Below are 26,060 nucleotides of genomic sequence, written 5' to 3' on the forward strand. Positions count from 1 at the left end.
GTAGCAAAGCGAGGGGTCAATCATGTTATATCTTCATGATGTATGGGTCAATTGGTTCGAAGGAGAAGAAAATGGATATAATGTCTGTCATTTTCACGAATGGAGAAAAGAAGATGTCATTGAGTTATTAGATCAAGTTCCTTTAATGAGAGTAGACAACGCCATATTTCATTACATCGAGAATGATTTATCAGAATTACCTCAACAACTTCTGAATGATGTTTATCAAAAAGCTTACTTGCGAAAGAATCACGAACGAATCCAGCTTGACTATTGTTTTATTGTCACAGATGGGACAGGCATATTGGCTGTAGATACGATAGGATATACCGTACCAATCCGGAAAAGCAGGCTAATCCCAAGACAGGAACAGCTCGTTTATGAAATGGTGGAAGGACATGAAGCGGTACAGTATAGTTTGGTCCAAGATCCCAAACCGGAAAATGCTTATCATATACTATCCCCAAGCCCCCATATGATGAACGGTTTGACCAGGAAGGAAAGACAGTTAAAACAGCTGTTGTTTATGGCACTTGATCAACTTCATGGTTCCAGGAACACGGCAGAAATCAGATACTGGTACACAGAGTGGGCACCCGAACAGTACAGAGTCATTCAGGATATGGATTTTGAAGATGTCTGGAACATGCTCTATGAAGAAACAAAGTATGGATGGTCAAATAAACATCTCACACTTTGTGAAAACCTGATTAAAGGTCAGCCTTTCTTTGAAAAGCTGTGGGAAGTGGAAAACCGCCCGAAAGTGAATTGACAAATGAACGATGAGCCAAAAGTGGCTCATCGTTCATTGTAATAAAAAATCCTGGACTCTGCTGAGTCCAGGATTTTTCATTATTTTCTTTTTCTCTCTTTACGTCCCAAACCCATTGCTTTTTCCATTTTCTTTAGCATTTTGTCCGCTGCACGATTCGCTTTTTCAGCACCGCGGTCGAGGATATCCTCTAATTCATCTGAGTCAATCAATTCATTATATCGATCCTGTATGGGTTTAATGGCATTTACGACCACTTGGGCCAAGTCCCCTTTGAAGTCCCCATAGCCTTTCCCTTCATATCTTTGTTCAAGTTCTTCTACTGAAGAACCCTCCAGGATTGAATATATGGATAACAGGTTGGAAACGCCGGGCTTGTTTTCTTTATCGTACTTTACCAGTCCGTCAGAATCCGTCACCGCACTTTTGATTTTCTTTTCTATTTGTTTAGGATCATCCAATAATGTGATGAATGCTTTCTGATTTGCGTCGGATTTACTCATTTTCTTTAAGGGGTCCTGCAGTGACATGACGCGTGCACCGACTTTAGGGATTCTCACTTCCGGAACAGTAAAGATATCGTTGTATTTATTGTTGAAACGCTCAGCAAGGTTCCTTGTCAACTCGAGATGTTGTTTTTGGTCTTCCCCCACAGGCACCAGATCTGTTTTATATAAAAGGATATCCGCAGCCATTAGCGGGGGATAGGTCAACAGCCCTGCAGATACTGCTTCTTTTCCGTGGGATTTATCCTTGAACTGTGTCATTCTTTCGAGTTCACCTATATATGTAACACATTGCAGGATCCATCCTGCCTGTGCGTGAGCTGGCACCTCCGATTGAATGAACAGAGTGGATTTCTCCGGATCGATTCCGCAGGCGATATAAAGGGCTGCTAAGCTCTTTATGTTTTTGCGGAGTTCCGTTTTATCCTGCTGTACCGTTATCGCATGCTGATCTACGACGCAGAAATAACAGTTATATTCATTTTGCAGCTCTGTAAACTGCTTCATTGCCCCGATGTAATTTCCGAGAGTAATTGTCCCGCTTGGCTGAATTCCGCTAAAAATAGTCTTCATTGTTTATCCTCCTGTAAATACACAAAATAAAAACCCACTCATCCTTATAATATAGGGACGAATGGGATAAGTTCCGCGGTGCCACCCTAAGTACTCAATAAAAAGTGAGTCAGCTTAGTCCACACACTCGGTATGGAACCTCTGTAACGTGAGGTGAATACGTTATCCGCTACTGTATTCTTCACAAATAAGGCTCGGAAGTCCATTCCCTAAATGGTGATTGCTTGTTCACACCAGCCACAAGCTCTCTTTGAATCATTCCACATAGCTACTACTCTTCGTCAGCACCAAGGTATATTGGTAACTTTATTATATTGAATTAGCAGTGCTAATTCAAGTATAGATGATATAGGACAGGACCAGTGAAATGATGAGCATGGAACTTCCAATAATAAGAAGGGTACTGGTAATTTTAAATGATCGGATCACTGTGAATTCCTCGTGAGCATCCTTCGTTTCATCAATATCATCAAATTGTGAGAGGTATTTCCCTTGTACAGTGCTTCTGCGAAATCTCTTCAATGAATAGACGATTCCGTTAAAGAACCCCTTTTGAAAAATATATAAGAAAGCACCAAGTACTAAATAGATCATTCCTGCGATAAATAGACTGTTGAGAAGGGAAATAATGAGCGGATTACCCTGAACGAGCGAATAAACCAGGGAAACGATAATAATGGCGACCGCAATCAAATAAATAGAAAGTGAACGTTTCATAATACTCCTTTATCCATTTTACAGGCTTGTTGAAATGAGGCTGGTGAAAATAGTATGTCCATTATAAAACCAAACAACAAGTGTCATTTAAGCCTTTTAATAAGAAGTATACAGGAACAGGCCTATACATTTCAATTGCATTTAATATATATACATCACCTTGAGTGCTGTTCAATCCAAGAAGACAATCTTCCTTGATTTGTGTACAACATTGGGGATAGTAGAATTCTTCACCTGCATATATAACTGTAATATTTGTTGCCGAGTAAATAAAGAAACATCATAATTTATAAATATAATAGTAGAAACTCTCAATCTATTTATGATTAAGATGCAAATATTAACTCAGGAAATAAAAGAAAGCGTTTCATTGTAACAATTGTAATAGGACGAACACCCTAAAAAACTGGTGATAAACCTTATTATATCAATGTTTTAGCACCTATTTACCTAGTAATCTGATAATTTTGCAAAAAAACTGTTAAATTAATATTGCAAAAATTTCTCTATCATGTATAATAAGTAACAAATCTTCTGAAAATTAGAAGATAAATAAATATGAGATTTACGAGGAGGTCAATTTCAAGATGAAGAAAAAGTTTTCATTCTTGCTGGTTCTTCTTCTGGCTCTAAGTACTTTCCTGGCTGCCTGTGGCGGCAATGAAGGTGCGGAAGGCGGAGAATCAGGCGACAACGGCGGAGATTCTGCTGAGAAAAAAGAACAGGTACTTAACCTGCTAGAGAGTGCTGAAATCCCATCAATGGACTCTACACTGGCTACTGACTCTGTTTCATTCAACGTAATGAACAACGTATTCGAAGGTCTTTACCGTTTAGGTGAGAACGACGAAGCGAAGCCTGGTATGGCTGAAAGCATGGAGAAAAGTGAAGACGGTTTAACTTACACGTTCAAACTTCGCGATGCGAAATGGTCAAACGGAGATCCTGTTACTGCTGCCGACTTCGTATACGCTTGGCAAAAAGCTTTAAACCCTGACACTGGTGCAGAGTATGCGTACATCATGTACGATATCAAAAACGCTGCAAAAGTTAACGGTGGCGAACTACCGGTAGAAGAACTTGGTGTTAAAGCGGTTGATGAAAAAACGTTAGAAGTACAGCTTGAAGGTCCAGTACCTTACTTCGAAGCATTACTTTCATTCGCAACGTTCTATCCTCAAAACCAAAAATTCGTAGAAGCTCAAGGAGATCAATATGGTCTTGAAGCGGATACAGCAATCTATAACGGTCCATTCACACTTTCTGAGTGGAAGCATGAACAAAGCTTCAAATTATCCAAGAACGATAACTACTGGGATAAAGAAACTGTAGAATTAAAAGAAATTAACTTCAACATCGTTAAGGATACTGCAACTGCGGTTAACCTTTACGAAACTGAAAAAGCGGACGTAACTGGCCTTTCAGCTGAATTCGTTGATAAGTACAAAGATGATCCGAACTTCAAAACACGCGCGGATACAGCTGTTTACTTCCTTCGTCTGAATCAGAAGAACGAAGTGATGGCTAATGTTAATGCCCGTAAAGCAATTGATTCTGCTTATGACAAGCAAGGTATGGTTGACGTTCTTATGAACAACGGTTCCATCCCTGCTTACTATCTAGTACCAAAAGATTTCGTTTCTGGTCCAGACGGTGCTGAGTACCGTGAAACTGTAGGTGATTTCGGCGGTTATGATCCAGAAAAAGCCAAAGAATACTGGGCTAAAGCTAAAGAAGAGTTAGGTAAAGATACTTTTGAACTTGAACTATTAAACTATGACTCTGAAAGCTCTAAAAAAGTCGGAGAATTCATTAAAGAACAATTGGAAACGAACCTTGAAGGTTTAACTGTTTCAATCAAAGCACAGCCGTTCAAGCAAAAGCTTGACCTTGAATCTAAAGGTCAATATGACTTCTCATTTGCTGGATGGGGTCCTGACTATCCAGATCCGATGACATTTATTGACATGTTCGTTACGGATGGAGCGCATAACCAAATGGCTTACTCTAATCCAGAGTATGACAAGTTAGTTGAGCAAGCTAAGGGTGAATTGGCTAGCGATCCAGAAGCTCGCTGGCAAGCAATGATCGACGCAGAGAAGATTCTTTTCGAAGATCAAGCAATCAGCCCAATGTACCAAAATGGTACTTCTTATCTAGAGCGTCCATATGTTAAAGGAATCCTTCGCCATTCATTTGGTGCAGATAATTCTTACAAGTGGGCTTCAGTTGAGTAATTGACAGCTCAATGACAAACCATAGAGGGAGAGTGTATGCATGTGCATACGCTCTCCTTTTCCACTGATTGTCGAAAAAAATCTAAAGATTAAAAATAGATTGAAAATTTGTCGAATAACTATATAATGTATTATGTAATGAAAAAATAGACAAAAAAGGGGGGCTAAAGAATGGTCAGATATACAATTCAACGACTCGTTTATATGATCATCACTTTGCTTATCATTGCTACCGCTACTTTCTTTCTGATGAAGCTCCTGCCTGGATCTCCACTAACAAATCAAGAAAGGCTGTCTCCGGAACAACAACAAATCATTTTGGATAAATACGGTCTGAATGACCCGCTGCCCGTACAGTATGTAAAATACATGACTGGGCTGGCACAAGGTGATTTAGGTTTATCATTCCAATACGATAACCGCCCGGTTACACAGATTATTGGAGACCGTATTGGACCTTCCGCACTTCTAGGATTCCAAGCTATGGTATTAGGCGCCATTTTAGGTATTTTAGTAGGGATCATTGCAGCCATCAAACATAACACATGGCTTGACTATGGTTCTACCATTCTCGCAGTACTGGGGATTTCCATACCGTCATTCGTATTTGCAGCGCTGCTGCAATATTACGTAGGGGTGAAACTTGAGTGGCTCCCTGTTGCACTGTGGGGAGAATACAAACATACCATCCTGCCTACATTGGCTCTGACGGTCGGTGTTGTGGCAACGATTGCACGTTTCATGCGTACCGAGATGCTCGAGATTTTAAATTCTGATTATATTTTACTGGCAAAGGCAAAAGGGATTTCTAAAGTCGGGACAGTGGTAAAGCATGCTGTGCGTAATGCCATGATCCCAATTGTAACGATTTTAGGACCAATGACTGTGGCAGTAATGACTGGATCACTCGTAGTTGAACGTATTTTTGCTGTTCCAGGTCTGGGTGAACAGTTTGTACTTTCAATTAATACGAACGACTACACCGTCATAATGGGTATCACATTATTCTTTAGTGTATTATTCATTGCGGTAATATTCCTGGTTGATATCCTGTATGGAATCATTGACCCACGTATTCGTTTGGCTGGAGGGAAGAAATAATGGAAACTAACAAAAGTAAAATAGATCAGCTCAGTCCAGATCTCTTCCAGCAAAGAAAAGCAGGAGAAGATGAAGCTGAAAAAATCGAAAGACCAAGCCTGAACTTCTGGCAGGATGCCTGGATAAGGCTGCGTAAGAGTAAGGGTGCTATTGTAGGAATCATCATCACTGCGATTATTATGTTCTTTGCCATTTTTGGACCGAGCATGAATGATCATAAATTCAGTGATCAAAATATACGCCATGCAAAGCTGCCTCCTAAAATTGAAGCGCTTTCAGGTATAAGCTGGCTTCCGTTTGACGGAAAAGATGCAGATGGATTCGATGTCTATGAATCCAGACAAGTCGAAGTAAACTACTGGTTCGGTACTGATGACCTTGGACGGGACCTGTGGACAAGAACGTGGAGCGGAACGAGAATTTCCCTTTACATCGGTATTTTAGCAGCAATCATCGATTTCATCATCGGTATCTCTTACGGTGGGATTTCTGCGTATTATGGCGGTAGAGTCGATGATGTCATGCAGCGTATCATTGAAATTCTTGTGGGTATTCCAAACTTGATCGTCGTCATACTCTTCATCCTGATCTTTGAGCCGGGGATATTCTCGATCACGATGGCGATGGTCATAACCGGATGGACCGGGATGGCCAGGATTGTCCGCGGACAGGTGCTGCAATTGAAGAATCAGGAATTCGTCCTTGCTTCACGTACGTTAGGGGCGAGCAGCAATCGATTAATCTTTAAACATTTATTGCCTAATGTTATGGGGCCTGTTATCATCACAACGATGTTTACAGTTCCTGCAGCGATTTATACTGAAGCATTCTTAAGCTTTATCGGATTAGGTATCGCACCGCCAAGAGCTTCTCTGGGGTCTCTAGTAAACGATGGATATAGATCAATTCAGTCATTTCCATACATGATGTTTGTTCCATCGGTTGTTATCTCATTGATTATCTTAAGTTTTAACCTGATGGCTGACGGACTTCGCGATGCGTTGGATCCGAAAATGCGTAAGTAATGGAAGGGAGATAAAATAAAATGTCAAAAAGAATATTAGAAGTGAACAATTTACATGTCTCCTTCAATACGCATGGGGGAGAAGTCAAAGCTGTACGCGGTGTGGATTTCCATTTGGATAAAGGAGAAACTCTGGCTATCGTAGGAGAATCCGGTTCCGGGAAATCTGTTACTACAAAAGCTTTGATGAGACTCATTCCGAATCCTCCCGGCTTCATTAAAGGCGGAGAAATACATTTCGAAGGCAAAGACCTTGCAAAACTGCCTGAAAAGCAGATGGAAAAAATTCGCGGAAAAGATATTTCGATGATCTTCCAGGATCCGATGACATCACTGAATCCGACAATGACAATCGGGAAACAAATCATGGAACCGCTTGTCAAACACCAGAACATGAATAAGAACGATGCACGAAAACGAGCTATCGAACTGTTGAAACTAGTTGGACTTCCTAGTCCTGAAACACGCTTTAAACAGTATCCCCACCAATTCTCTGGTGGTCAGCGCCAGCGTGTCGTCATTGCGATCGCTTTAGCGTGCAATCCGAAAATTCTGATTGCGGATGAGCCGACAACAGCACTTGACGTAACAATTCAAGCACAGATTCTTGAATTGATGAAAGATCTGCAAACAAAGATCGAGACATCAATCATTTTCATCACCCATGACCTTGGGGTTGTTGCAAATGTGGCTGATCGTGTAGCGGTTATGTATGGCGGCCAGATCGTGGAGTCAGGGACTGTGGATGAAATATTTTATGACCCGCGCCACCCGTATACCTGGGGACTCATCGGTTCGATGCCTACCACGGATACAGAAGGTGAAGCAGAGCTGGTGGCCATTCCGGGCACGCCTCCTGACTTGTTGAATCCTCCTAAGGGAGATGCATTCGCTCTTAGAAGTGAGTACGCAATGAAGATCGATTTCGAACAAGAACCGCCTTACTATAAAGTTTCTGATACACATTTTGTGAAATCATGGTTAATGCATCCAAGTGCTCCTCAGGTTGAGCCGCCTGAAGCAGTTAAAGTAAGACATAGAAAAATGCCGTCTAACTACGCTGAGCCGGTTTTAGTTGAGGGGGTACGTGCATAATGGCTGAGAAATTATTGGAAATTAAGAATCTGAAACAATATTTTAACCCAGGAAAGCCGAATATGGTCAAAGCGGTTGATGATATCTCGTTTGATATTTACAAAGGCGAAACACTTGGACTGGTAGGAGAGTCGGGTTGTGGTAAATCCACTACAGGAAGGACCATCATTCGCCTTTATGACGCAACGGACGGTCAGGTATTATTTAACGGCGATGATGTACATGGTAAGAAAAGCCGTTCTCAATTGAAGAAATTCAATCGTAAGATGCAGATGATCTTCCAGGATCCATATGCATCCTTGAATCCGCGCATGAAGGTTGCAGACATCATTGCGGAAGGGATCGATATTCACGGTCTGGCTTCTTCTAAAGAAGAACGCATTAGGAAGGTTCATGAACTACTTGAAACAGTAGGCTTGAATAAAGAGCATGCCGGTCGTTACCCGCATGAATTCTCTGGTGGTCAAAGGCAGCGTATCGGTATTGCCCGGGCACTGGCCGTCGATCCTGACTTCATCATTGCCGATGAACCGATTTCGGCGCTTGACGTGTCGATACAGGCACAGGTGGTAAACTTGATGCAGGAGCTTCAAAAAGAAAAAGGACTGACATACCTATTCATTGCTCACGATCTTTCGATGGTTAAATACATCAGTGACCGAATCGGAGTCATGTATTTCGGTAAGTTAGTGGAACTTGCTCCTAGTGATGCATTGTATAAGAACCCTCTTCACCCTTATACACAGTCATTACTGTCTGCTATCCCGCTTCCAGACCCTGAGTATGAGCGCACACGCAGAAGAAAAGAATACGACCCTGCCGTTCACAATTATACGGAAGAAGATCAATTGGAAATGCGTGAAGTCGCACCTGGTCACTTTGTATACTGTTCCGAGAAAGAATTTACTCAATATCAAGCTCAATATAAAGGATAACAGTTGAGAAAGCTCCCTTGTTTGAGGGAGCTTTTTATATTGCTGTGCACGACACACTAATACCCATGGATAACTGGATAAAACATCTTCTTTTTTTATCTGCTGTTCATATCTTAGTAATAGGTCAGTTCATCGCATTTGATTTTTTTATATCTGAGGAAAGATTTTTATTCACTCGCAAATTTCGATCATTTAGGTGTATATTCCCTTTTCTTTGAAGTTATTTCCTTGTTAAAATAGTACCAGTGTTACATTTTTTAGTAGATTTTGATTTTATTAGAGGAGAGGTTTATGTTGAAATGGAGTAAGATTGCGACTTCCTTATGTGCAGCGGCTATGTGTACAGTACCACTTCAAACAGTCAGTGCCGAATCTGGAGAGAACGCAGCAAAGAAAAATCATGAAACGAGAGTCATTTCATTGAGCAAAAAAGAAATACCATCATCAGCGCCGCGTTTTGTATACGACTCGGGTTATACATTTGACTATCCCGATGCCGTCAGAGGTATTTATGTTACGGGACATTCAGCAGGCGGTGACCGCTTCAATAAATTGACACAACTAGTTGATGCAACTGATTTGAATGCAATGGTAATTGATATAAAAGATGACCATGGTTATGTTACATATGAACCCGAAGCGTCATCTCCATATGCAGAAGTTGGCCAGCCATATATTAAAGATCCCAAAGGAATGCTTGAGACAATGGAAGAAAAACAAATTTACCCGATTGCACGGATCGTTGTGTTCAAAGACACGATTCTAGCAAATAAAAAGCCGGAGCTTTCCTATAAAGATGGGGGAACCGTGTGGAAGAACGGCCGTGGTGAATCCTTTGTGAATCCATTCCTTAAAGAAGTATGGGATTATAATGTGGGTATTGCAATAGAAGCAGCCAAGATGGGTTTCCAGGAGATTCAATTCGATTATGTACGTTTCCCGGAAGGATTTGAAAAACGGGATAAAGAGCTTGAATATAGTACTGGTGACTATACAGATGAGGAAAAAAATAATGTTCAGAAACGTGTTCAGGCCGTGACGGATTTTGTTGATTATGCTCATGCAAAGCTGGAGCCGTATGGAGTTAAAGTATCCGTCGATATTTTCGGTTATACAGCGACACTTCCTGAGGCCCCTGGAATAGGTCAGAACTTCTCAAAGATCTCTGAGAATGTCGATGTCATTTCCTCTATGATCTATCCAAGTCATTGGACACCTTATTTTGGGATTGCCAAGCCGGATCTCAAGCCTTATGAATTGGTTTCAGAGTATACAAAGTTAGAAAACAAAAAATTGTCAGAGCTTAAAAACCCGCCGATATCAAGACCGTGGCTTCAAGATTTCACAGCTTCCTGGTTAGGAAGCGGAAATTACAAAGTGTATGGCAAAGCAGAAATAGAAGCTCAAATCAAAGCCCTAAACGATCATGGAGTCAAAGAGTTCCTATTATGGGATGCAGGAAACTCCTATACAGAAGGTGTTGATTATACACCATGATAGAAAGAGACTGGGACAAAAGTGTTTTAGTCTGAATAAAACCCGAATTAATTTGAATTATAAGTTCAAATTTTTATTAGCTTTGTTCAAATGTCCATTTAGTATATAGCTTGTTCGAGCGGTTGATTGGAGTGCAAGACGAAGACACCTGCGGGAAAAGTAGCTCATGTGAGACCTGTCCAGCTCCGGCGGCTAGAGGCTCGAGGTCATAAGTCAATCAAGCCAAAAAGACAAAAAGCGCCTTTCCGGCTTGCTCGTCTTATGCTTGTCGCCTCTGAGCAAGCCGCCTCCGCTTTTCTAATTGTCCAGCTCCGGGGCTTAGAGGCACATGACATAAGTCGACTCGTCCAAGAAGGCAAAGAACGCCTTCGTGGCCGATTCGCCTTGTGCCACACGCCTCTGAGCGAAGCCCCTCCGCTTTTCTTACCCGCAGGAGCCAATGCGACGAGGAGGCTCACGGGCTACCCGCGGAAAGCGAAGTCTTGTACGGAAATCATTAGCGGTAATCAAGGTCAACACTGATAATGTTCGCCTTTAGGCAGTTTTTTGTTTTGTCCCAGACTCTTTTGTACCTGCCTTTCTTCTATTTAATATCTTGGTCCAACCTGCATGATTATCATTTGACAATTCTCATGGTATTGTTATGATTAAATTGGTAACATTAACCGCTTCCACTTACCCCCCTGTACAGGAGTCATCTTCCTGTAGAACCGTATTTAAATTAATTCCACTGAACAGACTAACAACTATCATAAACCAATCAATTATGAGAAAAATAGTTTTAACCCGTTAGTCAACATCAAAATTCACTTAAAGGAGTAGATCCATGCACTGGTATGAAAAACTCAATCAATATTTCCCTGTAGAGGAAATGAAATCGAAAGAACATCTTGAGACACTGCTAAAAGAACGAAGCGATATTTATCATAAAGATGAAGGAAAGTACCATGTATTGATGTATGTAGAGCTCGAAGACTTTATATTCATTGACTATCTGTTTGTATCCAGAGATGCACGGGGCCAGGGACTTGGCCATAAACTTCTGGATAAGCTCAAGAAAAAGGAAAAACCCATTATACTGGAAGTGGAACCTGTCAACTATGAAGACACTGACACAGAGAAGCGTTTGAAGTTTTACAAGCGAGAGGGATTTGAGCATGCGGCCAGCATCGGTTATGCCAGACGCTCATTGGCCACCAATGAGGTCAACGAGATGGAAATCTTGTACTGGGCACCGAATGATGAGTGTGAAGACCTGGTCTTTGAATCCATGAAGAAAACGTATGAAATGATTCATACTTATAAGGACAAGGAGTTTTACGGCGCCTCCTATCAGCCTGTAGAAGAAGTCCTGAAAAAGGATGAAAAACGAATAGAAGACGTACTAAGGGATGTATAGAATATAAACCGGAAAACCTTATTGTGATTCGCAATAAGGTTTTCTAAATGAAAAAATTTAATTGTTAATAAAATGTTTAGGCATTAAGTAAAGCGGGTAATAAAGGAAGTATACAGAGATAATATAGCTTGTGTAAAACATATGTGTAAGAAATTTGACAAATTCATTAAAGGTATGTTCAACCTCTCGCAATTCATGTATAATACATAATAGAGATTTCTTATTTAAACTTATTTTAAATAACGCACTATGTTTAAATATAAATACTCTATATCATATTCAATACTATAAAATCTTTAAGGGAGTGTGAATGACGTGGTTACATTATTCACTTCACCTAGTTGTACATCTTGTCGCAAGGCAAAAGCTTGGTTAGAAGAGCATGAGATTCCATATACAGAGCGTAATGTTTTCTCTGAACCTTTAAGCATTGATGAAATTAAAGAAATCCTTCGCATGACAGAAGACGGAACGGATGAAATCATTTCTACTCGATCCAAGACTTTTCAAAAACTTAACGTGGATTTAGAAACATTACCGCTTCAAGAATTGTTTGAGCTTATCCAAAAAAATCCTGGATTACTTAGACGTCCGATCATCCTGGATGAAAAACGTTTGCAGGTTGGATACAATGAAGATGAAATCAGACGATTCCTTCCAAGGAAGGTTCGTACATTCCAGCTTCTGGAAGCTCAAAGAATGGTTAATTAACACTGAATCATTCTCTTTCTCTGCATTTTATGACAATGCCGGGAATATACAATTTAAAGGGGCTGACCCTTAAAGGACGTTTCGTTTCCTTACGGGTTGGTCTCTTTATTTTTTATTCTAATATCTGTGACACTAATGAACTAATCATAAGTACTATCACTTGAATTTTCTGCAGATGTTAGCTAAAATGTCAAGAACACATCATATAGACCATTTTGCTTAAGTGAAAAATGGGTGTTATTTTTATTCCATTTTAAGCACTTATAACATAAAATAGAAGTACAAGGTACAAACTAACTTGAAATGTATCTTCTGTCTTCACCAACAAGTCTGACACACCTGTTCAGACATTCGGGCTTACGCAGCTCAGAGGGTGTAGTCCCTTCACTAACTTTAAGCAAGAAGGGAGAGGTGTCAAATGGAAATCGAACGTATTAATGAAAATACAGTGAAATTCTATATTTCATATGGGGATATAGAGGACCGTGGCTTTGATCGCGAGGAAATCTGGTATAATCGTGAAAGAAGTGAGGAACTCTTCTGGGAAATGATGGATGAAGTTCATCAGGAAGAGGATTTCGGTATCGAGGGTCCGCTGTGGATACAAGTTCAGGCACTTGACAAAGGACTTGAAGTACTAGTCACAAGAGCGCAGGTTTCAAAGGATGGTCAGCGATTTGAATTACCTATTCCTGAAGATAAGTTAAAAGAGCTGCCTGTAGATGAACGTATCGAAGAACTGCTAGATCAACATTTTCAAATCAAACAGGATCAGGATGATGATACTGAAGTAGCATTGGATTTCACCTTGAAGTTCAACGACTTTGAAGATGCCATTTCTTTATCACAGCGTCTAAAGGATATGCCGATCGACCATCTGACAACAAAGTTACTTGCATTTGAAAATAAATATTTTCTTTACATTAAGTTTTCAGAGGAGCACTTCTCAGAAGAAGAGATTGACAATATGTTAAGCATCCTGCTTGAATATGCAGATGAGTCAAGAATGACAGTTCATCGCCTTGAAGAGTATGGGAGCATCGTAGTCGATCAGAACGTGTTTGAAACACTAAGTGCATACTTTTCATAAGTTCGAATACCGGTTTCATCCTGAAATCGGTATTTTTTTATTATTCCTCAACGTTCCAGGTCAATGATATATTTGATATTAAAAGGGCTGGATGACCACTGTTTATTATAGATATCAAATATTGTTGAAATACAGGGACGTACTTCATGATAATAATGGAGAAGCTGAATGTACAACTTAAGTTCATGGGATGGTGTATCGGATGAAGAATACGGTCAAGGTTCTTTTATTTATAGCAGTGATCGCAGTCAGTTATTTTTACTTTTTAGATCAATATTTAGACGGTATGTTAAAATACGTTAGTTTGGTATTTACGTTTTCAGTCGTCATCATAGGTTTTTTAATATTTATTGAAAACCGACATCCAACTCAGACTCTTACTTGGCTGGTTGTCCTCGGTGCCTTCCCGTTCCTTGGATTTATCTTTTACTTGCTCTTCGGCAGAAACTATCGAAAAGAAAAAATGTATAAGAAAAAATACATCCTGGATAAGGAAACGTATAATAAATTCGAGCCTGGACCCAAAGATATGAATCCCGAGATGTTTGGGTTATATCAGGAAAAGCATGTTCAGCTGGCTCAAAGAATCGGAAACAGTGCCATCTCCTTTTCCAGTGAAACGAAAGTATTGACTAATGGGGAGGAGACATTCGGTGAAATACTCCACTGGCTGAAAACAGCGAAACACCATATTCATATGGAATATTATATAGTGCGTCATGATGATATCGGTAAACAAATAAAAGACATCTTGATCGAACGTGCAAATGATGGGGTGAAAGTCCGTTTTCTGTATGATGCCGTCGGTGCATGGCAGTTATCAACTGAATATATCAATGGTTTAAAAAGAGCGGGTATTGAAGTTATGCCGTTCGGACCTGTGAAAATTCCTTTTCTCAATAATAAATTCAATTTCCGTAATCACAGGAAGATCATTGTAATCGACGGAAACATCGGCTTTGTCGGGGGATTGAATATCGGGGATGAATATTTGGGGAAAAACCCATCCTTCGGATTTTGGAGGGATACCCATTTATTTGTCAAAGGAGAAGCGGTGAGAACGCTTCAGCTTATATTTCTACAGGATTGGTATTATATGACCAATGATGATTTCCTCACACCAGGCTATTTAAGTCCAGATCCCGTAAGTGAAATCAATGATGGCGGGGTTCAAATGATTGCAGGCGGACCTGACAATGAACTCAGTGTACTGAAAAACATCTTCTTCTCGATGATTACGTCCGCCCAGGAAAGTGTCTGGGTGGCATCCCCTTACTTTATTCCGGATGAAGATATTTTCTCGGCACTGAAGATTGCGGCTTTAAGCGGAATTGATGTGAGGCTGCTTGTACCGCATAAGCCGGATAAGCGGATCGTATTTCATGCTTCACGTTCTTATTTTCCTGAACTATTGGAAGCGGGGGTAAGGATCTATGAATATCAAAAAGGCTTTATGCATAGTAAGATTGTCATCGTCGATAATGATTTGGCTTCTATAGGAACTTCAAATATGGATATGAGAAGTTTTCATCTGAATTTTGAAGTGAACGCTTTTCTGTATAAAACAAGCAGTACACAATCGCTTGTAGAAGAGTATTTGAATGATTTAGAGCATTCGGTAGAGCTTTCACATGGAGAATTCCAAAAGAGACACATGGGTTACCGTATCCTGGAATCCACCTCTCGATTAATGTCACCATTGTTATAACCTCAATTGAACGAAAAGGAGGATGGGACAAAAGTGTTTTAGCCTAAGTAAAACCCGAACTGATTTGAATTTCAGGATTCAAGTTAGTTCAGGTTTTTTTATTTGTTTTATTCAACAGTTTATTAGTTTTTAGCTTGTTCCAGCGGTTGATTGGAGTGCAAGACGAAGACTCCTTCGGGAAAAGTAGCTTTATTAGAAAAGCGGAAGGGCTTTGCTCAGAGGCTTATGACATGTGCCTCTAAGCCCTGCAGCTAGACAAGTGAGACCCCGCAGCTTGTGCGAGGAGGCTCACGGGCTACCCGCGGAAAGCGAGGTCTTGCACGGAAATCATTAGCGGTACTTAGAATCAACACTGATAATGTTCGTATTTTGGCAGTTGTTTATTTGTTTTGTCTCAGCTTTTTTTGCAGGATTTTACAATTTTTTGTCGAATATAGAATACAGGAGGTGTTCCATGTTAAAAGCTATAATCGGTCATCAGCTTATTACGACTGTTCAATACACAAAGGAAGAGTTACTGAAACTCAGGAAAAGCTCACCGCAATTTCTCTGTCCCCATTGCTCAGCACCGTTGATTCTTCGAATCGGCAATATCAAAATCCCTCATTTCGCACACAGTGCAAAGAAATCATGTCCATATCAATCAAGGAAAGAAACTCCTGTGCATATTTGGAGCAAAGCCTTGCTGTATAAGAGGCTATCGCAGCTATATGAAGGGGTGGAGCTGGAATATTATCTGAAAGATCTCAGGCAGATTCCTGATCTGTTCCTCAACGTGAAGGGTGAAAGCATTGCTATTGAGATACAATGTTCCACTATCCCTTTATCAGAAGTGAAATATCGAACAGAAGGGTACATAAAAGAGAAGATCCATCCTTTATGGATCTTAACCCAGCCAGTAGCGGACAGCATCCCTCTTAAATTAACAACGTTCCAGCAAGCATTCATCCGTTTTTCACCTGACCTCAACTATTTTCTTCTTCACTTTGAACCTGCAAAGAAATCTTTTACGATTTTCCCGAATCTTACACCTGTCACCACTCATCTATTTCTGCACTCCAAGAGGATAGTCGTTCCTCTTAATGATTTTACTTTGCCAATATCGATTGCCCCGCCGGGAACCGGTGATTCTACCCTGATAACAGACTGGATGAAACATCGTCAAAAATGGATTCAGAACAAGATACATTACAGCTCGCTGCGAAATGACAGGTTCCTTAAGGATGTATATGAAGAGGGTGATACGTTTGTTTATCTACCGTTGTTTGTTGGATTGCCTGTCCTCCCGCATACGGTTTTATATAAAAGTCATCCGGTAGAGTGGCAGTATTATCTTTGGAAAGACGTAATGAAGAAAAAACAGTACTTTACAAAAGAGATGCTCGGTAAAGCCATAGCGAGACGTGTCGCCAGGGGACAAATCGAAATGAGGAATTTACCGCTTTCAGATGGGGGGAGAGGCATACAAATGGTAATGAATGACTACCTGACAAAGCTTGAAGAACTAGAAATGGTGAGAAAGGGGGAGGGAAAGGCTTTTGCGCTATCAATTGGATGGAAGTGCCCTCATAATTTTACTGAATTCCAGCAGCATGAACGTGATTTTTTTTCTAACTGGAAGCATATATTAAAAAAGCACTAAGAAAGCTTGTTTTCTTGCAGGAATATTCAGGATAAGAGAGAATGTTACTATAAGGAACAGTCTGTATATTCAGAATGGAGGATATTTATGTCAAAAGACACAGTTACGAAAAGCCTGCCAGCCAGAAATGAAGTGGAAGAAGGCTTAACATGGAGATTGGAAGATATTTTTGAAAGTGATGAAGCATGGGAAAACGAATATAGTGAGATAAAAAAGTTAACAGATAAAGCGGAAGAATTTAAAGGGTCTCTAAGTCAAAGTTCCGGGCAATTATATAAAGCTCTCAGTTTTCAAGATGAAATAATGGAAAGAATGGGGAAGGTTTATACATATTCACATATGCGTTATGACCAGGATACGACGAATTCCCATTACCAGGGTCTCGATGACCGTGCTAAAAGTTTATATACTGTACTGGGAAGTAAATTTGCTTATCTTGTCCCTGAAATCCTATCCATCGAAGAAGGTAGACTTCAAGAATTCCTTGAAGAGAAAGAAGAGCTTAAAAAGTATAAACATGCTTTGGAAGAAATCAATCTGCAGCGTCCTCATGTCTTATCTGCAGAGGAAGAGTCTCTTCTTGCGCAGGCTTCTGAAGTATTCAGCGCAGCGGGCAATACATTCGGAATGTTGAATAACGCTGATCTTGAGTTCCCGTCTATCAAGGATGAAAATGGAGAAGAAGTGGATATTACACATGGACGCTTCATACGCTTCCTTGAGAGCAGTGACAGGCAGGTCCGGGAAGAGGCATTTAAAAAAGTATATGAAACGTATGGAAAGTTTGAAAATACATTCGCATCAACCCTTAGCGGTACGGTGAAGAAAGATAATTTCATGGCAAATGTTCGTAACTATGATTCAGCACGTCACGCTGCTCTATCGAATAATAACATCCCTGAGCAGGTTTATGACAACCTTGTGGAAACGGTGAATAAGAATCTTCATTTGCTGCAGCGCTATATCAAGCTTCGAAAGAAAGTACTCGGCTTGGATGAAGTCCATATGTATGATTTATATACCCCTCTTGTGAAAGAAGTAAAGATGGAAATCGGCTATGAAGAAGCGAAAGATATGATTCTTAAAGGATTGAAACCTTTAGGCGAAGATTACGCAAAAGCTCTCCAGGAGGGGTTTGATAACCGCTGGGTAGATGTAGTGGAGAATAAAGGGAAAAGAAGCGGAGCTTACTCCTCGGGCGCATATGGAACGAATCCATATATCCTCATGAACTGGCAGGACAATGTGAACAACTTATTTACACTTGCCCATGAATTTGGTCACAGCGTGCATAGTTATTATACAAGATCCGCGCAGCCATATACGTACGGCCATTATTCAATATTTGTAGCAGAAGTTGCTTCTACTTGCAATGAGGCATTGTTAAATGACTATTTATTGAATACGATCGACGATGAAAAGAAACGCCTGTATTTATTAAATCATTATTTGGAAGGCTTCAGAGGCACGGTATTCAGACAAACGATGTTTGCGGAATTCGAACATCTGATTCATAAGAAGGCTCAAGAAGGAGAAGCATTGACTTCTGACTTTCTGACTAATGAGTATTATGAACTCAATAAGAAATACTTTGGTGATGATATATCCATTGATAAGGAAATTGGACTGGAATGGGCCCGTATTCCTCATTTCTATTACAATTATTATGTTTATCAATATGCAACGGGCTTTTCTGCAGCAACTGCATTAAGCAAGCAAATCCTTGAAGAGGGTGAACCGGCTGTAGAACGCTATATCGACTTCCTAAAAGCCGGGAGCTCAGATTATCCAATCGAAGTCCTGAAGAAAGCCGGAGTCGACATGACCACTTCTACACCAGTAGAAGAAGCATGCAAAGTCTTCGAAGAAAAGCTCAACGAAATGGAAGAATTATTGGAGAAGCTTCAATAATAAAAATGTGATAAAAGGGAGGAGCTATTAAAAGCTCCTCCCAAACTTTATGGCTTGAATCCTTTAAACCGCTTTCTATTGGTGAATGAATAGATGAAGATCAATAACGAAAGAAATAAGATCGGGGACGTTATAAGGAGTGGAATTAAATTCATCAGCCCAAGAATATTGATAAGAAAACTGATGATGATTAATAAAACCAGACTTAAGAATTTTACGTTAACCCTCATAAAGGATCCCTCCGCACACGCTTTTGTACAATATATGACAAGCAGAAGACGTTCATACATGGATTTTGACAATATTGTGAAATACCATACAAACAACTTGCCAATACAAGTTTATACATGTTATATTATCAGTGTGAAGTTGATCACAAGCAAACATATACCCCTTTGTTTGACCGTGAAAAATTTCTCCCATCCCCTTTGTTCGTATTGAAAAACCGATGTTGGAAACAACATCGGCTTTTCTTGTTTATAGGGATATTTAATTATTTCACTATAGCTAATCAGCAATATATCTCCAAAATGTTCCGTACTTTGCAGGTATTTTCCTGACTTTCTGCTGCAGGGTCCATTTCTTCATTTGCTTTTCTACCTCTTCAATGGATAATTCATACACCACAGCTATTTCTTTAGAGGCTACTAAGCGATAGTGTCTCATGAATTCATCAAGTGAAGGCAATCGTTTTTTCTCAGGCTTTATTGTGAGCATTTCTTCCATGATGTGAACATAGACCTCATAGGAATACAATCCGGTTACCTTCAAGCCTTCATCTTCAATATTCTCATTAAAAAAGACCAGGGTGGGAATTTCATCGACTTCCATTTCAGTCGTGATTTTTATGTCACATTGAAACGCCTTGGAAGCTGAGTAGGAGTGAATATCATTCGTAAACTCATTAAGATCCAGTCTCGCTTCTTTTGCACATTCCATCAGGACGTCAAAACTTGATATATCTTGTTTTTGAAGAAATAACCGCTCTTGTAAAAAGCGTAAAAACCGGATACCCGCGTGCTTTCCTTGAAGCTCCGCTGCTTTAATCGCAAAAGAGGCTATATAAGGAGAATCGATCGGATTCTCTATCCACAAGCTTCCATCACAGGACATTCCCGAACGGCTCGCTGTTTTCTCCCATTGCTGAGCCAGATCTTCCTGTTTTCGTTTTGTCGATATACTTAGTGAAGTAAGCTGGCCGCTTAATATATATCGGATCCGGAAATATTGACCGTACTCCAGCCTTAGTTTCTTTAATATAGGTTCCAGTGCCCAGCATTCCGGACATAGAGGGTCTACAAACATATATATTTCCAACGGTTTCTTTTCGGCTCCACAACTGTACAGCGGGCTCGTATTATTTAAACTAGTCAATGTCGGTTCTCTCCGGTGTATCTGTATTTACCATATGATGAGCGGTTAAGACAAGTCTTCGAAAAAAGTCTTCCCTAACTCCGGCATCAAGTTCAACTTCATCCATAGCTTCTTGCATACAGCTCAGCCATGCCTTCGCTCTCTCTTCCGTGATCGGGAAGGGAAGATGCCTGGCACGGAGCATCGGGTGTCCGTGTTCTTCGCTATATAGAGGCGGCCCGCCTAAATATTGGGTCAGGAATTGTTTTTGTTTCCGAGCCGTCTCAGTTAAATCTTGCGGAAAAATAGGTGCTAAATCAGTGTGTTTAGACACTCTATTATAAAACGCATCAACGAGCATGGAGAGTTTCTTTTCGCCGATTAAGTTATAAGGCATTTTCGGTTTCTCGACCATAAGAAGGACTCCTTTTTACTTAGAATGTAAGTTTATTCTAGCAAGCATTTATTTATATCTCAAACAAATAGCCTTGCATCAGCCTGATCCTTAAAGTTAGTGTTGCCAGATCGATTATGGATATCCTTTAAATTAAGGTGAGATGAACTCAACAGAAGCATTGCATGAAAAAAGCTGTACGTATGATGTACAGCTTTTTTCAGCTTATTGAGCTTGTTAAGCAAAAAATGTATTCGTTACTTTTTTTACATAGGCAGTAGTTTCTTTAAATGGAGGGATGCCATTGTACTTATCTACATTTCCCGGTCCCGCATTGTATGCAGCAAGAGCAAGGTCAATATCACCATTATATTTATCAAGCATTTGTTTTAAATATTTTGAACCGGCAAAGACATTCTCTTCGGGATCGAAGATATTGGAAACGCCTAGTCCCCTTGCCGTGGCAGGCATTAGCTGCATCAACCCTGAAGCCCCGGCAGGACTGACTGCTTGAGGGTTGAAACCTGACTCATGATGGATTACAGCCTGTATCAGCTTTTTCGGAAGTTGATACATGTCAGCAGCACTGGAGATAATATCGTCTAATGACTTAGGTGTTTGAATATTCATTTTACTGCTCATGGACAGTGACCTGGGAGGTTGTGCAACCATATAAGCAGACTGAGTATCGAGCATGCTTTTTACCGCGCCAAGTGTGTTGGTGCCGGTTGAAAGGCTTCCAGCATTTTGTAAGGCCTGAGTGAACATTTGTTGGAATAATTCATTGCTGGCAGCTGAAGCATTTAAAGAGGAAACCGAACCCAGCTTATTGATTGCCTGCAATTCCATCATCGTTTTTAATTGTTGAACATTCATTCTAACCGGCTCCTGTCTATATTGATGGTGCTTTTATTCTATATATCGGTATAGACTCAGTAGTTTTTTACACTTGATTTCTAACTTTTTCCCGATAGAAACGCATAATTTTGTTTTCCGTCTCTCTTTGAGGTATACCGAGTTCGTTTAACAAATCCAAGAAGTTCTTTTTCCCAAGTTTGTAATCCTGCACTTCATATTCGAGTTCATAATCGACTTTATTGAAATAAGAACTCTTATCCAATACCAGCAACCCGTCGTTAAACCCTATTTCAGCCCTATTTGTTATCAATGAACCAAAATGCCGGAGGGAAGGGATTGATAGCCCGAGTTTTAGAAGCATATCTTTTACTTCTCCGTCAGGAAAAACGTTTTGTTCCAATAGATCAATGGTTTCCTGTGCAGAAAGGGACTGGTGTGTTTCCAGCAGGCCTTCTTCGAGTGGAGTCTTCAGCGTCAGCGTGAATGTGTTTTCTTTATTGCGGATCCTTAAGGCTGACTTCATGTTTCGCAGTTGGAAGTCCCTGGTGTCTAAATAATGATTTTCCTGGTGTATGAATTCTGATTCTTCTATCTTAAAGTGCTTGATTAAATTCATGAATTCGTTTTTTAATAAAAGATTCTTAAATTCTATTTCAATTTCCTGTGCCAAAGAAAAGCATCCTTTCATTGCTTAATACTAATATTATCTCTTTAATGGAAATGAACTTCAATGTTTAGATGTAAATGACTTCTTATGATAAAATAATACTGATTGTTTTAAGGGAGGATGAAAATAGCCATGAGAAAAATCATTCAATTTAAAGAAGCAAAATTTGAAAACGGTATATTACACTTACATACTGAACAAACAGGAACAATAACAGGAATAAAGCCTGCTTGTCAGATTATAGCAGATTCAGATCGTTTTGCATTCGTTTATCTTGCAGAGAATGAGGATGAATATGTATATCTGTATTTAGAAGAGGGAATCTGGGGAGAGTTAAAGAAAGCCATGGAGGAAAATGCTCCTGTTTTCGTAAACAGCCCTGATGGTTCATTGGAATTGGATCAATTTCAAGAAGAATTGAGATATCTTGTCAGTAACATTGAGGGAAATGGTAATTACGGTGAGGAAATGGTTAAGAAGGTTGAAGCAGCTTTTATTGATTGAATCCCTTATGATGCTTAACAACTAACCAGCTTATTATAATAACCCGGAAGAAAGAAACAGTTCGATGTTTCAAACGAGGTGAGGGGAATGAATCACTGGGAACAATTTCTTGCTCCCTATAGGCAAGCCGTAGATGAACTTAAAGTGAAATTGAAAGGTATGCGCGGTGAATATGAATTTCAACAAACGCATTCTCCGATTGAATTTGTAACAGGAAGGGTAAAGCCGATTGCGAGTATACTTGACAAGGCGAATCAAAAGGGGATTGCCCTTTCTGATATCGAGACTGAAATGCAGGATATTGCGGGTCTCAGAATGATGTGTCAATTCGTGGAAGATATTCATGCCGTTGTCAGGCATCTCCGTTCAAGAAGGGATTTCACCGTAATTGAAGAAAGAGACTATGTGACCAACAAAAAGCCAAGCGGCTACAGATCTTATCATGTAGTTGTTGATTATCCAGTCCAGACGATCCAGGGTGAGAAAAATATTTTAGTTGAAATCCAAATCCGCACACTGTCGATGAATTTTTGGGCGACAATTGAGCACTCTTTGAATTATAAGTACAGCGGTCAATTTCCGGAAAGAATTCAGATGAGACTGCAGCGTGCAGCAGAGGCTGCCTTTCGTCTCGATGAAGAAATGAGTCTGATTCGTGAAGAGATCCAGGAAGCACAGGCAATTTTCACAAATAAAATGGAGAAAGATAAGAGGGGCAGCGGGACGACTGATAAAAGAATTCACAAACAGTGAGGAAAAGGGGGCGAAACGAATGAAGTTTGCAATCACGTCAAAAGGAGATTCCAAGTCCAATACGCTCATGCACAAAATGAGAACCTATTTACAGGATTTCAACTTGACATATGATGAAGATCAGCCTGACATCGTCATATCGGTAGGGGGGGATGGGACACTTCTCTATGCTTTTCACCGGTATCGTTCCAGACTGGATAAGACTGCCTTCGTGGGAGTACATACTGGTCATCTGGGCTTTTATGCAGACTGGGTCCCTGAAGAAATCGAAAAGCTTGTCATTGCAATTGCAAAAACTCCTTATCAAGTTATCGAATATCCATTATTGGAAACGATCATCCGTTATCGGCATGGGGGTAAGGAAACACGTTATTTAGCTCTGAATGAGTCTACAGTGAAGAGTGTTGAAGGAACTCTCGTCATGGATGTGGAAATCAGGGGACAGCACTTCGAACGTTTCAGGGGTGATGGATTGTGCCTTTCAACACCTTCAGGAAGCACTGCATACAATAAGGCGCTTGGAGGGGCTATCATACATCCATCTTTGCCTGCTATCCAATTTGCAGAAATGGCATCCATCAACAACCGGGTTTTCCGTACAATCGGATCACCGCTTATTTTACCAGCACACCATACGTGTATGTTAAAGCCGGTTAATGGCGATGATTTCCTGATTACAATCGACCACCTCTCACTTCTGCATAAGGATGTGAAATCCATCCAGTATCGTGTTGCAGATGAGAAAATCCGTTTTGCCCGCTTCCGGCCGTTTCCTTTCTGGAAGAGAGTTCATGACTCTTTTGTGGCAGATGAATAGAGCCTACTCCATCCAGTGGACGATTCCGTCAAAATATGAAGGAAAGCTTCTGAGAGAGTTCCTTATTGATCATAAGATTTCTAAAAGGACGCTGACTACAGTCAAATTCGATGGCGGAAAGATTTGTGTCAATGAAACAGAAGTAAATGTTCGTCACTCCTTGAAAAAAGGCGACATCGTACACTTGATTTTCCCTCCAGAAACGGGAAGTGATAAATTAATTCCTGAAGATCTGCCTTTGGAAATTATTTATGAAGACCGTGATGTCCTGGTAGTAGAAAAGCCTCCGGGTTTGTATACAATCCCGTCACGGGAGAACCGGAATGGCAGTCTGGCAAATGGGATTGCCGGTTACTATAAAAGATGCGGCCTGCAATCTGCAGTCCATATCGTAACCAGGCTCGATCGGGATACGTCGGGACTTGTACTGATAGCAAAGCACCGGCATGTACACCATTTGTTCAGCCTTCAACAACTGGAACGAGAAGTTTCAAGGACATATGAAGCTTTGGCGGAAGGGGTGATGAACAGTACACGGGGTATGATTGAAAAGCCTATCGGGCGAAAGGACACAAGCATTATTGAGAGAGAAATCCGTCAAGACGGACAATATGCCAGCACCGCTTACCAGGTATTGTGCCAATTCGCTCAAGCAGTTCATCTCTCCCTTCATCCAGAAACGGGAAGGACCCACCAAATTAGGGTACATATGTCTTCGATCGGACATCCTTTAATTGGTGATGACTTGTACGGAGGTCATATCGGTTTAATAAAGCGGCAGGCTCTTCATTGCAAATCCTTATCTTTTTTTCATCCCATGAAAAAGGAGAGGATGGAATTTGAAAGCCCTTTAGCCAGTGATATGAAAGATGTTATGAAATATTTAATACAGAACGAAAGAGATTCCTCGTGCTGAATTTACCAGTACGAAGAATCTCTTTTTTGAATCGTTTTTTACAGTGGAAATGACCGGAATTTTTCCTCTGTGAATGTCAACCTTGAAGGTACGCTTATTAATTCGATTTCAGGGTAACGTAAAGCGGTCAACTTCCCGCCGAAAACAGCACCCGTGTCAATATTCACTGTTTTGTTGATCATTCTCGGTTCGATAACGGGAGTATGCCCGTAAATAATCCAGGGATTTCCATTGTATTCCCCAGCCCAATCTTTTCTGACAGGTGTACCGTCTTCATTCAATTCGCCTGTAATATCCCCATAAAGCACAAATGTTTTTACACGCTTATTGTTCTTTCCAATAAATTCTTCTTTGATTCCTGCATGAGCAATGATCAATCGCTCCTTATCGAGGACATGATAAAGTGGAGAATTCTCATATAAATCGATAAATAAGTTCCTATACACTTTTTTTTCTTTCTCTGTTAATACACTTAACTCCGCCGCAGTGGTTTCCAGTCCATGAAGGAGCTTCACATTGTTCCCTAAGAAATAACGATAGAGTTTGTTACAATGATTTCCAGGTGTATAGTAAGCCTCTTTTTCTTTATGAAGGGATGCGACAACGGATATTGTCTTTAAAGAGTGAGGTCCACGGTCGGTCAAATCCCCTACAAATCCAAGCCTTCTTCCTTCAGGATGTCTGGGAATGCCTGATTTCCAATCATAGCCGAGTTTAATGGTGAGATTTCTGAATTCATCAAAACACCCGTGAATATCGCCGATTATATCAATTTTCAATTTGCACCCTCATTTCATTTTTGGAGAACTTTTTTCTTTTCATTTCAGTGTTTTTGTGACATATTAATGTTTCAGTGTTTCGATATTGAAGTTTGTTTATT

General features: G+C 40.3%; 25 protein-coding genes and 1 other annotated feature. Of the genes, 17 read left to right on the forward strand and 8 right to left on the reverse strand.

Features of this window, described 5'->3' with window-relative positions:
- The first annotated feature begins 22 nt into the window (after nucleotides 1-22).
- Entirely contained in the window at nucleotides 23-772 is a 750-nt protein-coding gene (locus V6B33_RS07755; RefSeq protein ID WP_334217184.1) for a YjbA family protein, read from the forward strand.
- A gap of 80 nt (nucleotides 773-852) precedes the next feature.
- Here V6B33_RS07755 and trpS read toward each other — a convergent pair whose 3' ends face one another.
- Nucleotides 853-1,851 carry a tryptophan--tRNA ligase gene (gene trpS, locus V6B33_RS07760; protein WP_334217185.1) on the reverse strand — a complete coding sequence of 333 codons (999 nt, stop codon included), beginning with the start codon at nucleotides 1,849-1,851 and terminating at the stop codon, nucleotides 853-855.
- 50 nt (nucleotides 1,852-1,901) lie between these two features.
- Nucleotides 1,902-2,145: a binding site (T-box leader), on the reverse strand.
- Between the two features lie 39 nt (nucleotides 2,146-2,184).
- Nucleotides 2,185-2,568 carry a DUF3899 domain-containing protein gene (locus tag V6B33_RS07765; protein ID WP_334217186.1) on the reverse strand — a complete coding sequence of 128 codons (384 nt, stop codon included), beginning with the start codon at nucleotides 2,566-2,568 and terminating at the stop codon, nucleotides 2,185-2,187.
- A 587-nt stretch (nucleotides 2,569-3,155) separates the two neighbouring features.
- On the opposite strand from V6B33_RS07765, the gene V6B33_RS07770 reads away from it, so the two are divergent.
- The 12 genes from V6B33_RS07770 to pepF all read left to right on the forward strand — a co-directional run bounded on the left by V6B33_RS07770 (nucleotide 3,156) and on the right by pepF (nucleotide 18,918).
- Complete coding sequence (locus tag V6B33_RS07770) at nucleotides 3,156-4,805, forward strand: peptide ABC transporter substrate-binding protein (protein ID WP_334217187.1); 1,650 nt, start codon at nucleotides 3,156-3,158, stop codon at nucleotides 4,803-4,805.
- Nucleotides 4,806-4,976: 171 nt separating this feature from the next.
- Complete coding sequence (gene opp3b / locus V6B33_RS07775; RefSeq protein ID WP_334217188.1) at nucleotides 4,977-5,906, forward strand: oligopeptide ABC transporter permease; 930 nt, start codon at nucleotides 4,977-4,979, stop codon at nucleotides 5,904-5,906.
- Nucleotides 5,906-6,931 (forward strand): oligopeptide ABC transporter permease, encoded by a 1,026-nt coding sequence (gene opp3C, locus V6B33_RS07780; protein ID WP_334217189.1) that lies wholly within the window; start codon nucleotides 5,906-5,908, stop codon nucleotides 6,929-6,931. The genes opp3b and opp3C overlap by 1 nt, the downstream gene beginning before the upstream one ends.
- Before the next feature lie 20 nt (nucleotides 6,932-6,951).
- Nucleotides 6,952-8,025 carry an ABC transporter ATP-binding protein gene (locus V6B33_RS07785; protein ID WP_334217190.1) on the forward strand — a complete coding sequence of 358 codons (1,074 nt, stop codon included), beginning with the start codon at nucleotides 6,952-6,954 and terminating at the stop codon, nucleotides 8,023-8,025.
- Complete coding sequence (locus tag V6B33_RS07790) at nucleotides 8,025-8,960, forward strand: ABC transporter ATP-binding protein (protein WP_334217191.1); 936 nt, start codon at nucleotides 8,025-8,027, stop codon at nucleotides 8,958-8,960. The genes V6B33_RS07785 and V6B33_RS07790 overlap by 1 nt, the downstream gene beginning before the upstream one ends.
- A 291-nt stretch (nucleotides 8,961-9,251) precedes the next feature.
- Entirely contained in the window at nucleotides 9,252-10,457 is a 1,206-nt protein-coding gene (locus V6B33_RS07795) for a putative glycoside hydrolase (RefSeq protein ID WP_334217192.1), read from the forward strand.
- Nucleotides 10,458-11,283: 826 nt separating this feature from the next.
- On the forward strand, nucleotides 11,284-11,856 hold the full coding sequence (locus V6B33_RS07800; protein WP_334217193.1) for a GNAT family N-acetyltransferase: 573 nt from the start codon (nucleotides 11,284-11,286) through the stop codon (nucleotides 11,854-11,856).
- Between the two features lie 315 nt (nucleotides 11,857-12,171).
- Nucleotides 12,172-12,567: a transcriptional regulator SpxA gene (gene spxA / locus V6B33_RS07805; RefSeq protein ID WP_032089161.1), complete on the forward strand. Its 396-nt coding sequence runs from the start codon at nucleotides 12,172-12,174 to the stop codon at nucleotides 12,565-12,567.
- A 418-nt stretch (nucleotides 12,568-12,985) separates the two neighbouring features.
- Nucleotides 12,986-13,657: an adaptor protein MecA gene (gene mecA, locus V6B33_RS07810; protein ID WP_334217194.1), complete on the forward strand. Its 672-nt coding sequence runs from the start codon at nucleotides 12,986-12,988 to the stop codon at nucleotides 13,655-13,657.
- A gap of 202 nt (nucleotides 13,658-13,859) precedes the next feature.
- Nucleotides 13,860-15,365 carry a cardiolipin synthase gene (cls, locus tag V6B33_RS07815; RefSeq protein ID WP_334217195.1) on the forward strand — a complete coding sequence of 502 codons (1,506 nt, stop codon included), beginning with the start codon at nucleotides 13,860-13,862 and terminating at the stop codon, nucleotides 15,363-15,365.
- Nucleotides 15,366-15,819: 454 nt separating this feature from the next.
- The gene (locus V6B33_RS07820; RefSeq protein WP_334217196.1) at nucleotides 15,820-17,007 is read left to right on the forward strand and encodes a competence protein CoiA; all 1,188 of its coding nucleotides are present in this window, start codon (nucleotides 15,820-15,822) and stop codon (nucleotides 17,005-17,007) included.
- A gap of 87 nt (nucleotides 17,008-17,094) precedes the next feature.
- On the forward strand, nucleotides 17,095-18,918 hold the full coding sequence (gene pepF, locus V6B33_RS07825; protein ID WP_334217197.1) for an oligoendopeptidase F: 1,824 nt from the start codon (nucleotides 17,095-17,097) through the stop codon (nucleotides 18,916-18,918).
- A 47-nt stretch (nucleotides 18,919-18,965) separates the two neighbouring features.
- On the opposite strand, the gene V6B33_RS07830 is transcribed toward pepF, so the two are convergent.
- From V6B33_RS07830 to V6B33_RS07850, 5 genes are all read right to left on the reverse strand, one after another.
- On the reverse strand, nucleotides 18,966-19,148 hold the full coding sequence (locus V6B33_RS07830) for a hypothetical protein (RefSeq protein WP_334217198.1): 183 nt from the start codon (nucleotides 19,146-19,148) through the stop codon (nucleotides 18,966-18,968).
- Between the two features lie 277 nt (nucleotides 19,149-19,425).
- The gene (locus V6B33_RS07835) at nucleotides 19,426-20,292 is read right to left on the reverse strand and encodes a ClpXP adapter SpxH family protein (protein WP_334217199.1); all 867 of its coding nucleotides are present in this window, start codon (nucleotides 20,290-20,292) and stop codon (nucleotides 19,426-19,428) included.
- Complete coding sequence (locus V6B33_RS07840) at nucleotides 20,285-20,686, reverse strand: globin domain-containing protein (RefSeq protein WP_334217200.1); 402 nt, start codon at nucleotides 20,684-20,686, stop codon at nucleotides 20,285-20,287. The genes V6B33_RS07835 and V6B33_RS07840 overlap by 8 nt, the downstream gene beginning before the upstream one ends.
- 216 nt (nucleotides 20,687-20,902) lie before the next feature.
- Entirely contained in the window at nucleotides 20,903-21,541 is a 639-nt protein-coding gene (locus tag V6B33_RS07845) for a lytic transglycosylase domain-containing protein (protein WP_334217201.1), read from the reverse strand.
- Between the two features lie 67 nt (nucleotides 21,542-21,608).
- Nucleotides 21,609-22,193: a CYTH domain-containing protein gene (locus V6B33_RS07850; RefSeq protein WP_334217202.1), complete on the reverse strand. Its 585-nt coding sequence runs from the start codon at nucleotides 22,191-22,193 to the stop codon at nucleotides 21,609-21,611.
- Nucleotides 22,194-22,322: 129 nt separating this feature from the next.
- Between V6B33_RS07850 and V6B33_RS07855 the strand changes: the two genes are divergently transcribed.
- The 4 genes from V6B33_RS07855 to V6B33_RS07870 all read left to right on the forward strand — a co-directional run bounded on the left by V6B33_RS07855 (nucleotide 22,323) and on the right by V6B33_RS07870 (nucleotide 25,180).
- Nucleotides 22,323-22,694, forward strand: a complete 372-nt coding sequence (locus V6B33_RS07855) for a hypothetical protein (RefSeq protein WP_334217203.1) — start codon at nucleotides 22,323-22,325, stop codon at nucleotides 22,692-22,694.
- Nucleotides 22,695-22,781: 87 nt separating this feature from the next.
- On the forward strand, nucleotides 22,782-23,447 hold the full coding sequence (locus V6B33_RS07860) for a GTP pyrophosphokinase (RefSeq protein ID WP_334217204.1): 666 nt from the start codon (nucleotides 22,782-22,784) through the stop codon (nucleotides 23,445-23,447).
- A gap of 19 nt (nucleotides 23,448-23,466) precedes the next feature.
- Complete coding sequence (locus tag V6B33_RS07865) at nucleotides 23,467-24,264, forward strand: NAD kinase (protein WP_334217205.1); 798 nt, start codon at nucleotides 23,467-23,469, stop codon at nucleotides 24,262-24,264.
- Nucleotides 24,239-25,180 carry an RluA family pseudouridine synthase gene (locus tag V6B33_RS07870; protein WP_334217206.1) on the forward strand — a complete coding sequence of 314 codons (942 nt, stop codon included), beginning with the start codon at nucleotides 24,239-24,241 and terminating at the stop codon, nucleotides 25,178-25,180. Before V6B33_RS07865 ends, V6B33_RS07870 begins: the two co-directional genes overlap by 26 nt.
- Before the next feature lie 38 nt (nucleotides 25,181-25,218).
- Here V6B33_RS07870 and prpE read toward each other — a convergent pair whose 3' ends face one another.
- Complete coding sequence (gene prpE / locus V6B33_RS07875; protein ID WP_334217207.1) at nucleotides 25,219-25,959, reverse strand: bis(5'-nucleosyl)-tetraphosphatase PrpE; 741 nt, start codon at nucleotides 25,957-25,959, stop codon at nucleotides 25,219-25,221.
- Nucleotides 25,960-26,060: the final 101 nt, after the last annotated feature.

Origin of the sequence: Mangrovibacillus sp. Mu-81 (genome assembly GCF_036867415.1) — a bacterium.
Lineage (GTDB): Bacteria > Bacillota > Bacilli > Bacillales > Bacillaceae_B > Rossellomorea.